The organism is Shewanella sp. 1311 (assembly GCF_059338235.1).
The window spans coordinates 2,381,438-2,396,952 of the sequence record NZ_CM181686.1 but is presented as its reverse complement, the minus strand read 5'-3'; the positions used below and the strand labels follow the sequence as shown (position 1 = coordinate 2,396,952).

At 46.1% G+C, this 15,515-nt stretch carries 11 protein-coding genes; all 11 read left to right on the top strand.

Features of this window, described 5'->3' with window-relative positions; genetic code table 11:
- The first annotated feature begins 206 nt into the window (after positions 1-206).
- The 11 genes from secE to fusA all read left to right on the top strand — a co-directional run bounded on the left by secE (position 207) and on the right by fusA (position 15,448).
- A complete protein-coding gene (gene secE, locus AC5YB3_RS10820; RefSeq protein ID WP_006083613.1) occupies positions 207-578 on the top strand; it encodes a preprotein translocase subunit SecE in 372 nt (123 codons plus the stop codon).
- Between the two features lie 9 nt (positions 579-587).
- Complete coding sequence (gene nusG, locus AC5YB3_RS10815) at positions 588-1,139, top strand: transcription termination/antitermination protein NusG (protein WP_006083612.1); 552 nt, start codon at positions 588-590, stop codon at positions 1,137-1,139.
- A gap of 127 nt (positions 1,140-1,266) precedes the next feature.
- Positions 1,267-1,695: a 50S ribosomal protein L11 gene (rplK, locus tag AC5YB3_RS10810; protein ID WP_006083611.1), complete on the top strand. Its 429-nt coding sequence runs from the start codon at positions 1,267-1,269 to the stop codon at positions 1,693-1,695.
- Between the two features lie 4 nt (positions 1,696-1,699).
- Entirely contained in the window at positions 1,700-2,401 is a 702-nt protein-coding gene (gene rplA, locus AC5YB3_RS10805) for a 50S ribosomal protein L1 (protein WP_006083610.1), read from the top strand.
- Positions 2,402-2,669: 268 nt separating this feature from the next.
- The gene (rplJ, locus tag AC5YB3_RS10800) at positions 2,670-3,170 is read left to right on the top strand and encodes a 50S ribosomal protein L10 (protein WP_006083609.1); all 501 of its coding nucleotides are present in this window, start codon (positions 2,670-2,672) and stop codon (positions 3,168-3,170) included.
- Between the two features lie 54 nt (positions 3,171-3,224).
- Positions 3,225-3,590, top strand: coding sequence for a 50S ribosomal protein L7/L12 (gene rplL, locus AC5YB3_RS10795; protein ID WP_006083608.1), 366 nt, complete (start codon positions 3,225-3,227; stop codon positions 3,588-3,590).
- A 243-nt stretch (positions 3,591-3,833) separates the two neighbouring features.
- Positions 3,834-7,865, top strand: coding sequence for a DNA-directed RNA polymerase subunit beta (rpoB, locus tag AC5YB3_RS10790; protein WP_006083607.1), 4,032 nt, complete (start codon positions 3,834-3,836; stop codon positions 7,863-7,865).
- A gap of 84 nt (positions 7,866-7,949) precedes the next feature.
- Complete coding sequence (gene rpoC, locus AC5YB3_RS10785) at positions 7,950-12,167, top strand: DNA-directed RNA polymerase subunit beta' (RefSeq protein ID WP_006083606.1); 4,218 nt, start codon at positions 7,950-7,952, stop codon at positions 12,165-12,167.
- 179 nt (positions 12,168-12,346) lie between these two features.
- The gene (rpsL, locus tag AC5YB3_RS10780) at positions 12,347-12,721 is read left to right on the top strand and encodes a 30S ribosomal protein S12 (RefSeq protein ID WP_006083605.1); all 375 of its coding nucleotides are present in this window, start codon (positions 12,347-12,349) and stop codon (positions 12,719-12,721) included.
- 81 nt (positions 12,722-12,802) lie between these two features.
- Positions 12,803-13,273 carry a 30S ribosomal protein S7 gene (rpsG, locus tag AC5YB3_RS10775; protein ID WP_006083604.1) on the top strand — a complete coding sequence of 157 codons (471 nt, stop codon included), beginning with the start codon at positions 12,803-12,805 and terminating at the stop codon, positions 13,271-13,273.
- A gap of 78 nt (positions 13,274-13,351) precedes the next feature.
- Positions 13,352-15,448: an elongation factor G gene (gene fusA / locus AC5YB3_RS10770; protein ID WP_006083603.1), complete on the top strand. Its 2,097-nt coding sequence runs from the start codon at positions 13,352-13,354 to the stop codon at positions 15,446-15,448.
- Positions 15,449-15,515 lie beyond the last annotated feature (67 nt).

Genomic DNA, 15,515 nt, shown 5'->3' with positions numbered 1-15,515 from the left:
TATTTCATAGGTTTTGTGGTTTGCATGGGATTCGCATCCTTGCTTACAAAGTCGAATAAGAATACAATCTATGGCCGATTTTTGACCCTGAGCTTATGCTATTTTGCGTTTCTAAGGGTGTTCGGAAATGCAGAGTATGATGTGGGAATTATGCCCGTCAATTAATGTGCTCTAAGCTCAGGCCGTATTGAGTAACGGAAAAACCGATGACAACAAATACTGAAAACCAGAACAATTCTCTGGATATCGTGAAGTGGGGTTTAGTGATTGTATTGCTAGCCGCTGCTGTTATTGGCAATCAAATGTATAGCGAAGCCAGTGCCGTCATACGTGCGCTTAGTGTTATCGTTGCATTCGCTATTGCTGGTTTTATTGCGCTCCAGACTGTAAAAGGTAAAAAAGCGTTAGCTTTTGCCCGTGAAGCGCATATCGAAGTGCGCAAGGTTGTATGGCCGACGCGTCAAGAAGCGCTAAACACCACTTTTATTGTCCTTGCAGCAACAGGTATCCTAGCTCTTATCCTTTGGGGTATGGATGCTGTGTTAATGCGAATTGTCAATTTTATCACTGGCGTATAGGCACCTCGAATGACTGAAGCTAAAGAAGCTAAAAAAAGATGGTATGTAGTGCAGGCATTCTCAGGCTATGAAGGCCGAGTTTGTAAGTCACTGATTGAATACATTAAGATGCACGGCATGGAAGAATACTTCGGTGAAGTATTGGTTCCGACTGAAGAAGTCATTGAAATGCGTGCAGGTCAGCGTCGCAAGAGCGAACGTAAATTTTTCCCTGGCTATGTGTTAGTCCAGATGGAAATGAACGATGACAGCTGGCATTTAGTCAAAAGCATCCCGCGTGTTTTAGGCTTTATTGGCGGAACGTCTGATCGTCCTGCCCCAATTTCAGATAAAGAAGCGGATGCAATTCTGCGTCGCTTACAAGAAACGACAGCGTCACCGACTCATAGAACCATATTTGAGCCAGGTGAATTGGTTCGTGTGTGTGATGGTCCATTTGCTGACTTTAACGGTACCGTTGAAGAAGTGGATTATGACAAGAGCCGCGTAAAAGTATCAGTAATGATCTTTGGTCGTTCTACGCCTGTTGAACTTGACTTCAGTCAAGTTGAAAAAGGCTGATTAAATAAAATACAAAATCCGTTTGGCAACGGGGGCGAATTTCTATATAATTCGTCCCCGTTGTTTTCGGGGGAGCACGTCAGCATGTCGCTGATGCGCGTTTGAACCCAAACTGAGGAAATGTCAGATGGCAAAGAAGATTGATGCTTATATTAAGCTACAAGTAAAATCAGGTTCTGCGAACCCGTCACCACCAGTTGGTCCAGCTTTGGGTCAAAAAGGTGTGAACATCATGGAATTCTGTAAAGCGTTTAACGCCCGTACAGAAAAAATGGAAAAAGGCATGCCTATTCCAGTCGTGATCACTGTATACAGTGACCGTTCATTCACTTTTGAAACCAAGACTTCTCCAGCGTCTTACTTACTGAAGACTGCTGCAGGCCTGAAATCAGGTTCTCCACGTCCAAACACTCAGAAAGTGGGTACTATCGCTCGCGCTAAAGTTCAAGAAATTGCTGAACTTAAAGCTGCCGATATGACTGGTGCTGACATTGAAGCGATGACTCGCTCAATCGAAGGTACTGCGCGTTCAATGGGTTTGGTTGTAGAGGATTAATATAATGGCAAAGCTAACTAAACGCATGCGCGTAATACGCGAGAAAGTTGACGGTACTAAAAGCTACGATATCAACGAAGCTGTTGCTCTGTTAAAAGAATTAGCAACTGCAAAATTCGTTGAAAGTGTAGACGTAGCAGTTAACCTGGGTATCGACCCACGTAAATCTGACCAAAACGTTCGTGGTGCAACAGTGTTGCCACACGGTACTGGTCGTGACGTTCGCGTTGCAGTATTTACACAAGGTGCAAATGCTGAAGCTGCTAAAGCAGCTGGCGCTGAGCTAGTTGGTATGGATGATCTGGCTGAGAAAATCAAAGCTGGTGAAATGAACTTTGACGTGGTTATCGCATCTCCAGATGCAATGCGCGTTGTTGGTATGTTAGGTCAAATCTTAGGCCCACGTGGTTTAATGCCTAACCCTAAAACAGGTACAGTAACGCCAAACGTTGCTGAAGCTGTTAAGAATGCCAAGGCTGGTCAAGTTCGTTACCGTAACGACAAGAACGGTATTATCCACACTACTATCGGTAAAGTGGATTTCACACCAGTTCAATTGAAAGAAAACTTGGAAGCGTTAGTGTCAGCACTGAAAAAGGCTAAGCCTGCAGTTGCTAAAGGCATTTTCGTGAAAAAGATCAGCATCTCTACCACTATGGGTGCAGGTGTTGCAGTTGATCAAGCTACGCTTGAAACAACCGTATAATTTTACAAAGCGCGTGCATTAGTCTATAATGCGCGCACTTTGTGGGTTGAAGCCTGTTTTATCCTCCGTTTAAGCGGTGTTTAACTCAGGTTTCCGTCCAAGACCGCAGGTGTTTTTTGTAAAAATAACTTAATTTCCTGCGTAGACGGTGTCAGGCCCCAGCTAAAATTTTTTACTGGATAATCTGCACCGTAAGTCACTAAATACATAAGTATTTAGTATGGTAAATACTAGGGAATACCCTAGGTAGAATCCAGGAGTAAAGCCAATGGCATTAAGACTCGAAGACAAAAAAGCGATTGTTGCTGAAGTCAACGAAGCTGCCAAAGGTGCGCTATCTGCAGTTGCCGCTGATTCTCGCGGTGTGACTGTAGGTGCTATGACCGGTCTGCGTAAAAAAGCTCGCGAAGCTGGTGTATATGTACGTGTAGTACGTAACACATTGGCTCGTCGTGCTGTTGAAGGTACTGCTTTTGAGTGCCTAGCAGAGACGTTCACTGGCCCAACTTTGATCGCTTTTTCTTTAGAGCACCCAGGTGCTGCAGCACGTCTGTTAAAAGACTTTGCTAAAGAACAAGCTAACTTCGAAGTTAAAGGCGCAGCCTTTGAAGGGAATTTCATCCCTGCAGCTGAAATTGATCGTTTGGCGAAACTGCCAACATACGAAGAAGCACTAGCTCAGTTAATGATGACTATGAAAGAAGCATCTGCTGGCAAGTTCGTTCGTACACTGGCCGCCCTGCGCGATCAAAAACAAGAAGCCGCTTAATTTCAAGCTGGCTGCTTAATAAAATTGAATTCAGAACAATAGGAAACATTTGTTATGTCTATCACTAAAGACCAAATCTTAGAAGCCTTTGCAGCTATGTCTGTAATGGAAGTTGTTGAACTAATCGAAGCAATGGAAGAGAAGTTCGGCGTTTCTGCTGCTGCTGCTGTTGTTTCTGGCGGTGCTGAAGCTGCTGTTGTTGAAGAACAAACAGAATTCAACGTAGTTCTGACTGCTCACGGCGACAACAAAGTTGCAGTAATTAAAGCCATCCGTGGCGCAACTGGTTTAGGCCTGAAAGAAGCTAAAGCTATGTCTGAAGCTGCTCCAGTAGCAGTTAAAGAAGGCGTTTCTAAAGAAGAAGCTGAAGCTCTGAAGAAAGAACTTACTGAAGCTGGTGCTTCTGTAGAAATCAAGTAAGCTATTATTTAGCTTGCTCACCCAAGCCACTTGGGTGGAGGCTGGCGGTTTTTTAACCGTCGGCCTTTTTTGCGCTATATGCGCTGGCGATTTTTTTTCACCGTTTGTCGCCAAATTTTGCAGTCCCTAGCAGAGATTACTGGTTAGGTTCTTGCCATCAACGGTGATGGGCAAACGTGCTGAATTTTAATAACTTAAGTTATTTATTCAGTCTTGGTCACATCTCGTAAGCAGAGGAAACCCATGGTTTACTCCTATTCTGAAAAGAAGCGTATTCGCAAAGACTTTGGTAAGCGTCCAAAAGTTTTGGATATCCCTTATTTATTGTCTATCCAGCTAGACTCTTTTAAGAAGTTCACCGATCAAGATCCTACCGGTGAGCGCGGATTAGAAGCCGCCTTCCGTAGCGTTTTTCCCATCAAGAGCTTTTCTGGTAATTCAGAACTGCAATACGTCAGCTATAAGCTTGGCGAGCCTGTTTTTGATGTGAAAGAGTGTCAGATCCGTGGTGTTACGTACTCAGCTCCACTACGCGTTAAATTACGCATGGTGTTGTATGACCGTGAAGCAGCGGCGGGCACAGTAAAAGATATTAAAGAACAAGAAGTCTACATGGGTGATATCCCATTGATGACGGATAACGGTACTTTTGTTATCAACGGTACTGAGCGTGTAATCGTATCTCAATTACATCGTTCTCCAGGCGTGTTCTTTGATCATGACCGTGGTAAAACCCACTCATCAGGTAAGGTGCTGTATAACGCACGTATTATTCCTTACCGTGGTTCATGGCTTGACTTTGAATTCGATCCTAAAGATGCACTATTTGTGCGTATTGACCGTCGCCGCAAATTGCCTGCGACCATCATGTTACGTGCATTAGAATATTCTACTCAAGAGATCCTCGATCTGTTCTTTGAACGCGTTGAGTTCAAGATTAAGAAAGATACTCTGGTTATGGCTTTGGTTCCTGAGCGTCTGCGTGGCGAAACTGCCAGCTATGACATCAAGGATGCTGAAGGTTCTGTATTGGTTGAAGCTGGTCGTCGTATCACTGCGCGCCACATTCGCCAATTAGAAAAAACCAATACCACTGAGCTCGAAGTGCCAGTTGAATATATCGTGGGCAAATATGCTGCTCAAGATTATATCGATCCGGACACGGGTGAAGTTTTAGTCTCTGCCAACAGTGAAATTAGCCTAGAAGATCTGGCTAAATTATCATTGGCCGGTATTAAAGAACTCAGCACGTTGTATATCAACGAGCTAGATCATGGTGCTTATATTTCAGATACGCTGCGTATCGATTCAACCACTAACCGCTTAGAAGCGCTGGTTGAGATCTATCGTATGATGCGTCCTGGCGAGCCACCAACCAAAGATGCTGCCGAAGCACTATTCCAGAACTTGTTCTTCAGTGAAGAGCGTTATGACCTGTCTAAAGTAGGTCGTATGAAGTTCAACCGTCGTCTCAGCATTCCTGATGACGAAGGTAGCGGTGTATTGTCTAAAGAAGACATCGTCGCGGTAATGAAGAACATCATTCATATCCGTAACGGTTTCGACGAAGTCGATGATATCGATCACTTAGGTAACCGTCGTATTCGTAGCGTCGGTGAAATGGCTGAAAACCAATTCCGTGTAGGTTTAGTCCGTGTTGAGCGCGCCGTGCGTGAACGTCTATCTTTAGGCGATCTGAACGAGCTGATGCCACAAGACTTGATCAACGCTAAGCCAATTTCTGCTGCAGTGAAAGAGTTCTTCGGTTCTTCTCAGCTGTCACAATTCATGGACCAAAACAACCCGCTGTCAGAAGTAACGCATAAGCGTCGTATTTCTGCTCTTGGCCCCGGTGGTTTGACTCGTGAACGTGCAGGCTTCGAAGTCCGCGACGTACATCCAACGCATTATGGTCGTTTATGTCCAATTGAGACCCCTGAAGGTCCAAACATTGGTCTAATCAACTCATTAGCAAGCTTTGCCCGTACTAACTCATACGGCTTCCTTGAAACGCCATACCGCAAGGTTATCGACGGCGTGATTACTGACGAAGTGGAATACTTGTCAGCAATCGAAGAAGGTCGTTATGTGATTGCACAGGCGAACATTGAAATTGATGCGAACGGTCGTATGGCAGAAGAGCAAATTGCTTGTCGTCATAAAGGTGAATCTACCTTTATGCGCGCTGCTGACATCCAGTATATGGACGTTTCGCCACAACAGATCATTTCTGTTGCTGCGTCACTCATCCCGTTCTTAGAACACGATGATGCTAACCGTGCATTGATGGGTGCGAACATGCAACGTCAAGCCGTACCAACACTGCGCTCTGAAAAGCCGTTAGTAGGTACTGGTATTGAACGTACTCTCGCTGTTGACTCAGGTGTTGTGGTTGTTGCTAAGCGTGGTGGTTTTGTAGACTACGTTGATGCGAGCCGTATCGTTGTTAAGGTAAATGAAGATGAGCTACGCCCAGGCGAAGCCGGTATCGACATTTATAACCTGACTAAGTACACCCGTTCTAACCAAAACACTTGTATCAACCAACGTCCTTGTTGTTCAGTTGGTGAGCCAGTGGTTCGCGGTGACGTGTTAGCAGACGGTCCGTCTACTGACTTAGGTGACTTAGCCCTTGGCCAGAACATGCGTATCGCGTTCATGCCTTGGAACGGTTATAACTTCGAAGATTCGATCTTAATTTCTGAGCGCGTAGCGCAAGAAGACCGCTTCACTACTATCCACATTCAGGAGCTGTCTTGTATTGCTCGTGATACTAAGTTGGGTAGTGAAGAAATCACGGCTGATATTCCAAACGTAGGTGAGTCTGCTCTGTCGAAACTCGACGAGTCAGGTATCGTTTACATTGGTGCAGAAGTGAAGGGCGGCGATATTCTGGTTGGTAAAGTGACGCCAAAAGGCGAAACACAGCTAACGCCAGAAGAGAAGTTATTGCGAGCTATCTTCGGTGAGAAAGCGTCTGACGTTAAAGACAGTTCACTGCGTGTACCTAACTCTGTTAAGGGTACTATCATCGACGTTCAGGTATTTACCCGTGACGGCGTTGAGAAAGACAAGCGTGCAGTTGAAATCGAAGAGATGCACATTGCCCAAGCTCGTAAAGACTTAGGCGAAGAGTTCAAGATCCTTGAAGAAGGTGTATTGAGCCGTGCGCGTAACTTGTTAATCGGTGCTGGTTTCACTGACGCGCAAATTGCTGCCTTGCCACGTAAAGATGTTTTGATTCAAGTCATTGACGATGAAACTAAACAAACTGAACTTGAGCAATTAGCTGAACAGCATGAAGAGCTGAAAGCTGACTTCGATAAGAAGTTTGAAATCAAACGTCGCAAGATCACCCAAGGTGATGACTTGGCTCCAGGCGTACTCAAGATCGTTAAGGTTTACTTAGCGGTTAAGCGTACTATCCAACCTGGTGACAAGATGGCGGGTCGTCACGGTAACAAGGGTGTTATCTCTAAGATTTGCCCAATCGAAGACATGCCATATGACGAACAAGGTAACCCAGTAGACATCGTATTGAACCCACTAGGTGTTCCATCACGTATGAACATTGGTCAGGTACTTGAAGTCCATATGGGCGCCGCTGCCAAAGGCATTGGTAACAAGATCACTGCGATGCTTGAAGAACAGCGTGAGCTGGCTGAAGTTCGTGGCTACATCAAACAAGTTTATGAATTAGGTGACGAAGTGCAACAGCGCGTTGATATCGATTCATTCACTGATGATGAAGTATTACGTCTTGCGACTAACCTGAAAGGCGGTATCCCGATTGCAACTCCTGCATTCGACGGTGCTAAAGAGAAAGAGATCAAGCAGATGCTTGAACTTGCAGGTTTGCCAACCTCTGGTCAGTTGAAGTTGTTTGATGGTCGTACCGGTAACGAATTTGAGCGTCAAGTAACTGTTGGTTACATGTACATGCTCAAACTGAACCACTTAGTTGATGACAAGATGCACGCCCGTTCTACCGGTTCGTATAGCTTAGTGACTCAACAACCACTGGGCGGTAAAGCTCAGTTCGGTGGTCAGCGTTTCGGTGAGATGGAAGTGTGGGCACTAGAAGCATACGGTGCCGCTTATACGCTTCAAGAAATGCTCACTGTTAAATCGGATGACGTTAACGGTCGTACTCAGATGTATAAAAACATCGTCGACGGTAACCATCAGATGCAACCTGGCATGCCAGAGTCCTTCAACGTGTTACTGAAGGAGATCCGTTCACTCGGTATTAATATCGAGTTGGATCAGGCATAAGCGCAGGCCTTTAGCCGCGTTTGGCAAACAGAATGGTGCTCCGTGCGAGCGGAGCACCCGGTTTAACTCCTTCAGGAGAGAAACGTGAAAGACTTATTAAAGTTTCTGAAACAGCAAAGCAAGACTGAAGAATTTAACGGCATCAAAATTGGTCTGGCATCGCCTGATCTGATCCGTTCTTGGTCTTTTGGTGAAGTTAAGAAGCCAGAAACCATCAACTACCGTACCTTCAAGCCTGAGCGTGAAGGTCTGTTCTGTGCGCGTATCTTTGGCCCAGTCAAAGATTACGAATGTTTGTGCGGTAAGTACAAACGTTTGAAGCACCGTGGTGTTATTTGTGAAAAGTGTGGCGTTGAAGTAACCCAAACTAAAGTACGTCGTGAGCGTATGGGTCACATCGAACTGGCTAGCCCAGTTGCGCACATTTGGTTCTTAAAATCACTACCGTCACGTATTGGCTTAATGCTGGATATGACGCTGCGTGATATCGAACGCGTACTGTATTTTGAATCATTTGTCGTGATCGAACCTGGCATGACCAGCCTTGAACGTGGCCAAATGCTGACAGAAGAAACTTATCTGGATGCATTAGAAGAATACGGTGATGAGTTCGAAGCTAAAATGGGTGCCGAAGCAGTGCTTGAACTGTTACGTGCTATCGATTTAGCGAAAGAAATCGAACAAATGCGTGAAGAATTGCCGTCAATCAACTCTGAGACTCGTCGCAAGAAAGTGACTAAACGTCTTAAGTTGATGGAAGCATTCTACACCTCAGGCAACAAGCCTGAGTGGATGATCTTAAAAGTACTGCCTGTGTTACCACCTGACTTACGTCCGCTGGTACCGCTCGATGGCGGCCGCTTCGCGACTTCAGATCTTAACGACCTGTATCGCCGCGTGATCAACCGTAACAACCGTTTGAAGCGTCTGTTAGATTTAGCTGCGCCAGACATTATCGTACGCAACGAAAAGCGTATGTTACAAGAGTCTGTTGATGCGCTATTAGATAACGGTCGTCGTGGTCGTGCTATTACCGGTTCTAACAAACGTCCTCTGAAATCTTTGGCCGATATGATCAAAGGTAAGCAAGGTCGTTTCCGTCAGAACTTATTGGGTAAGCGCGTCGACTATTCTGGTCGTTCGGTCATTACCGTAGGTCCTACTCTACGTCTGCACCAATGTGGTCTTCCTAAGAAGATGGCACTGGAACTGTTCAAGCCATTCATCTATGGCAAGCTAGAAGGTCGTGGCTTAGCTACTACCATCAAAGCAGCTAAGAAGATGGTTGAGCGTGAAGTGGCGGAAGTATGGGACGTTCTGGATGAAGTGATCCGCGAACATCCAGTGATGCTCAACCGTGCACCAACACTGCACAGACTGGGTATCCAAGCGTTCGAACCAGTACTGATTGAAGGTAAAGCAATCCAGTTACACCCACTCGTTTGTGCGGCATACAACGCCGACTTCGACGGTGACCAAATGGCGGTACACGTACCGTTAACACTGGAAGCGCAGCTTGAAGCCCGTGCCCTGATGATGTCTACCAACAACATCCTGTCACCAGCCAACGGCGAGCCTGTTATCACACCGTCTCAAGACGTGGTATTGGGTCTGTACTACACCAGCCGTGAGCGTATTAACGGCCGTGGTGAAGGTATGGCATTTATGTCTGTTGCTGAAGTTGAAAAAGCTTACGCAACTGGCGCTGCTGAACTGCATGCCCGCGTTAAAGTACGCATCACTGAAACCATTATTGGTGACACTGGTGAACGTACTGAACAACGCCGTATCGTTGATACGACTGTGGGTCGTGCTCTGCTGTCACTTATTCTGCCAGCAGGTTTGTCATTTGATCTGGTTAACCAGAACATGGGCAAAAAGCAGATCTCTAAACTGTTGAACACTTGTTATCGTCAACTGGGTCTGAAAGATACTGTTATCTTCGCTGACCAATTGATGTATACCGGTTTCCGTTTTGCAACCATCTCTGGTGCCTCTGTAGGTATCGATGACATGGTTATTCCAGACGAGAAATACACCTTAGTTGCTGATGCAGAAGCGGAAGTTCTTGAAATTCAAGAGCAGTTCCAATCTGGTCTAGTTACAGCCGGTGAGCGTTACAACAAAGTTATCGATATCTGGGCAAGTGCCAACGAAAAAGTTTCTAAAGCTATGATGGAAAACCTGTCAACTGAGACAGTGATTAACCGTGATGGTGTTGAAGAGAAACAAGCCTCGTTTAACAGCATCTATATGATGGCTGACTCAGGCGCTCGTGGTAGTGCCGCACAGATCCGTCAGTTGGCGGGTATGCGTGGTCTGATGGCTAAGCCAGACGGCTCAATCATCGAAACGCCAATTACCGCTAACTTCCGTGAAGGTCTAAACGTACTCCAGTACTTTATTTCTACTCACGGTGCGCGTAAAGGTCTAGCCGATACGGCATTGAAGACAGCGAACTCGGGTTACCTGACTCGTCGTCTTGTAGACGTTGCACAAGATTTAGTGGTTATCGAAGACGATTGTGGTACTCACGAAGGTCTAACCATGAAGCCGCTGATTGAAGGTGGTGATGTGGTTGAGCCGTTACGTGAACGCGTACTGGGTCGTGTGGTTGCGCTTGATGTGTTCTATCCAGGCACTGAAGACGTACTCGCACCACGTAACACGCTACTCGACGAAGCCTGGTGTGACAAGTTAGAAGAATATTCAATCGACGAAGTGATTGTACGTTCTGTTATTTCTTGTGATACCGATTTCGGTGTGTGTGCAGCCTGTTACGGTCGTGACTTGGCTCGTGGTCATATCATTAACCACGGTGAAGCAATCGGTGTTGTGGCAGCACAATCTATCGGTGAACCAGGTACACAGTTAACGATGCGTACGTTCCACATCGGTGGTGCGGCATCAAGAGCGTCTGCAGAAAACAATGTCCAAGTGAAAAACTCGGGTTCATTGAAACTGCATAATGCTAAGCATGTTACTAACAGTGACGGCAAACTGGTTATCGTTTCTCGTTCTTCTGAACTGGCCGTTATTGACGAGCTGGGTCGTGAGAAAGAGCGTTATAAAGTGCCATACGGTACTGTGCTCGAGAAGCTAGAAGAAGCGGCTGTTGAAGCGGGCGATGTTATCGCTAACTGGGATCCACATACTCACCCAATCATTTCTGAAGTGGCGGGTAGTATCAAGTTCGTTGACATGATTGACGGTGTCACTATGACACGTCAAACAGACGAACTAACGGGTCTGTCATCAATCGTGATCCTTGACGTTGGTCAGCGTGGTACTGCGGGTAAAGAAATGCGCCCAATGATCCGTCTGCTTGGCGCTAATGGTGCTGACTTGATGATCCCTGGTACTGAAGTACCAGCACAGTACTTCTTACCAGGTAGTGCGATCGTTAACTTGGAAGATAACGCGCAAATCAACGTGGGTGACGCTTTAGCTCGTATTCCTCAGGAATCGTCTAAAACACGCGACATCACCGGTGGTCTGCCACGCGTTGCTGACTTGTTCGAAGCGCGTAAGCCAAAAGAGCCTGCTATTCTGGCGGAAATCTCTGGTACCATCTCGTTTGGTAAAGAGACCAAAGGTAAGCGTCGTTTGGTGATTACACCTGCTGATGGCGGCGATCATTATGAAGAGATGATCCCTAAGTGGCGTAACTTAAACGTGTTCGAAGGTGAAAAAGTCGAACGTGGTGAAGTTATCGCTGACGGTCCAGAAGCGGCACACGACATTCTGCGTCTTCGTGGTATCCACAACGTAGCAAACTACATTGTGAACGAAGTACAGGACGTTTACCGTCTGCAAGGCGTGAAGATCAACGATAAGCATATCGAAGTGATCATCCGTCAGATGCTGCGTAAGTGTCTTATCACCTCTGCCGGTGACACTGACTTCCTCGAAGGGGAACAAGCTGAAGTGTCACGCGTGAAGATCGCTAACCGCGAACTGATCGCCCAAGGTAAAGTGCCTGCGACGTTTGAGCGTGAGCTACTGGGTATTACTAAAGCATCTCTGGCAACAGAATCCTTTATCTCAGCAGCATCGTTCCAAGAAACTACGCGCGTACTGACCGAAGCCGCCGTAGGTGGTAAGAGCGATCAATTACGTGGTCTGAAAGAAAACGTTATCGTTGGCCGACTGATCCCAGCCGGTACTGGTTACGCTTATCACAAGACTCGTAATGAAGCGCGTGCGAAGAAAAACGAACCTGTAGTAGTGAATAAGATCACTGCAAGTGAAGCCGAACAGAACTTGGCCGATCTCTTAAACCTGGCTGGTAGCCAAGATTAAGTAATCAGTTTGTTATAAAAAGGCGCCTATGGCGCCTTTTTTCTTGTAATATGCCGCAAAAGTTGGCTATTTCTTGACAGTCAGGCATTACCTTTCTAAAATTCCGCGTCCCACCATTGTGGGATATAGATTTTTCACACCTTATCGTTGAGTTTGATTCAACTGACTCGGAGCTATACATGGCAACTGTAAACCAGTTGGTACGTAAGCCACGCGCGCCAAAAGTCGACAAGACTAACGTGCCTGCGTTGAATGCGTGCCCGCAAAAACGTGGTGTTTGTACACGTGTGTACACAACTACCCCTAAAAAACCTAACTCTGCACTACGTAAAGTAGCTCGTGTGCGTCTAACTAACGGTTTCGAAGTGACTTCGTACATCGGCGGTGAAGGCCACAACCTGCAGGAACATAGCGTGATCTTAATCCGTGGTGGTCGTGTTAAAGACTTACCAGGTGTGCGTTATCACACTATTCGTGGCGCATTAGACTGTGCAGGCGTGACTTCACGTCGCCAAAGCCGTTCTAAATACGGTGCTAAGCGTCCTAAGTCTTAACTTATCCGTTAAGTAAGGCCAAGCTAGTTTTATTTTGAGAATTCCAGTTTTGGAAATCCCTGAAGCATACGGAGAATTGTTATGCCAAGACGTCGCGTTGTAGGACAACGTAAAATCCTACCAGATCCAAAGTTTCACAGTGAGTTGCTGGCTAAGTTCATCAACGTCATTATGCAAGACGGCAAAAAGTCGACTGCAGAAAAAATTATCTACAAGGCACTAGATGTTGTCGCTGAAAAGAAAAGCGAATCACATCTGACTATCCTTGAAGCAGCCCTGGACAACGTTCGCCCATCAGTCGAAGTTAAATCTCGTCGCGTTGGTGGTTCTACGTACCAGGTACCATGTGAAGTTCGTCCTGTGCGTCGTAACGCACTGGCGATGCGCTGGTTAGTTGAAGCTGCTCGTAAGCGTGGTGAAAAATCTATGGCTTTACGTCTGGCAGGTGAAATGCTGGATGCGTCTGAAAACAAAGGTACTGCTGTTAAGAAGCGTGAAGACGTGCATCGCATGGCTGAAGCTAACAAAGCCTTTGCTCATTACCGTTGGTAATATGATGGTGTGGGCTTAGGCCCACACCATAGTTGTTGATATTGCCAAGGCTTAGGTCTTGGTGGAGAGGGTATAATCGTGGCTCGTACAACCCCAATTGAGCGTTATCGTAATATCGGTATTTGTGCTCATGTTGACGCAGGTAAAACCACCACAACAGAACGTGTTCTGTTCTATACCGGTTTGTCTCATAAAATCGGTGAGGTGCATGACGGCGCCGCTACTACAGACTGGATGGTTCAAGAGCAAGAGCGTGGTATCACTATCACCTCGGCTGCGGTAACCACATTCTGGCGTGGTATGGATGCTCAATTCACTGAACACCGCATCAATATCATCGATACCCCTGGTCACGTTGACTTTACTATTGAAGTTGAACGGTCTCTGCGCGTCCTCGACGGCGCTGTTGTCGTTTTCTGTGGTTCATCTGGTGTTGAACCTCAGTCAGAAACAGTGTGGCGTCAAGCTGATAAATACCGCGTTCCACGCTTAGTATTTATCAACAAGATGGACCGTGCAGGTGCAGACTTTGAACGTGTAGTGAAGCAAATTAGAACTCGTCTTGGAGCCACTTGTGTGCCTATTCAATTGAATATTGGTGCAGAAGAAAACTTCAAAGGCGTGATCGACTTAATCAAGATGAAAGCAATTAACTGGAATGAATCAGACCAGGGTATGACTTTCACTTATGAGGAGATCCCTGCAGAGTTAGCGGCTAAAGCGGCTGAAATGCATGAGTATCTAGTTGAAGTAGCCGCCGAATCCTCGGATGAACTGATGGATAAGTACCTTGAAGAAGGCACGCTTTCAGAAGACGAGATTAAAAAGGCGCTACGTCAGCGTACTATAAATAATGAAATCGTTTTAGCGACTTGTGGTTCTGCATTTAAGAACAAAGGCGTTCAAGCGGTACTTGATGCGGTGATTGAATTCTTGCCAGCGCCAATTGATGTGCCTCCAATTAAGGGCATCGATGAGAACGACCAAGAAGTAGAGCGCCCATCAGATGACAATGCGCCTTTTGCTGCATTGGCATTTAAGATTGCTACAGATCCATTCGTAGGAACTTTGACCTTTATTCGCGTGTACTCAGGCGTACTCGAATCAGGTTCGGGCGTTTACAACTCTGTGAAACAGAAGCGTGAACGCGTAGGTCGTATGGTGCAAATGCATGCAAACGATCGTACTGAACTGAAAGAAGTCCGTGCTGGTGATATCGCAGCGGCGATTGGTCTAAAAGAAGTGACTACGGGTGATACGCTTTGTGATAACGATCATAGAGTGATCTTGGAACGTATGGAGTTCCCAGAGCCAGTAATTACCATTGCCGTTGAGCCTAAGTCAAAAGCCGACCAGGACAAAATGGGTATCGCGTTGCAAAAGCTTGCAGCGGAAGATCCATCATTCCGAGTTGAAACTGACGAAGAATCATCACAAACTCTGATTTCGGGTATGGGTGAGTTACACTTAGACATCATCGTTGACCGTATGCGTCGCGAATTCGGTGTTGAATGTAACGTAGGTAAGCCACAAGTGGCCTACCGCGAAACTATCCGAGCATCAGTAGAAGCTGAAGGTAAATTTGTACGCCAATCAGGTGGTCGTGGACAATTCGGTCACGTTTGGTTAAAACTAGAGCCTAATGAAGAAGGCGCTGGTTACGAATTTGTCAATGCAGTTGTGGGAGGTGTGATTCCTCGTGAATTCATTCCTGCGGTTGATAAAGGTATCCAAGAACAGATGAAGAATGGCGTTCTCGCTGGCTTCCCTGTGTTGGACGTGAAGGTCACTCTGTTCGACGGTTCATATCATGATGTGGACTCGAATGAGATGGCGTTCAAAATTGCAGGTTCTATGGGCTTCAAAAAGGGTGCGCTTGAAGCGAATCCGGCGTTGCTCGAACCTTGCATGAAAGTAGAAGTAACTACCCCTGAAAATTATATGGGTGACGTCGTTGGTGATTTAAACCGTCGTCGTGGCTTGATTGAAGGGATGGATGATGGCTTTGGTGGCATCAAAATAGTCCATGCTGTAGTGCCTCTTTCTGAAATGTTTGGTTATGCAACTGATTTGCGCTCTGCTACACAGGGTCGCGCTTCATACTCTATGGAGTTTTTGAAGTACTCTGATGCACCGCAAAACATTGCAAAAGCGATTATTGAATCTCGTAGCTAATATCCAGTTACGACATAAATGTTATTATGGTCCAGCACTGACTGGACTATTCTGAAAAGAAAGGAAT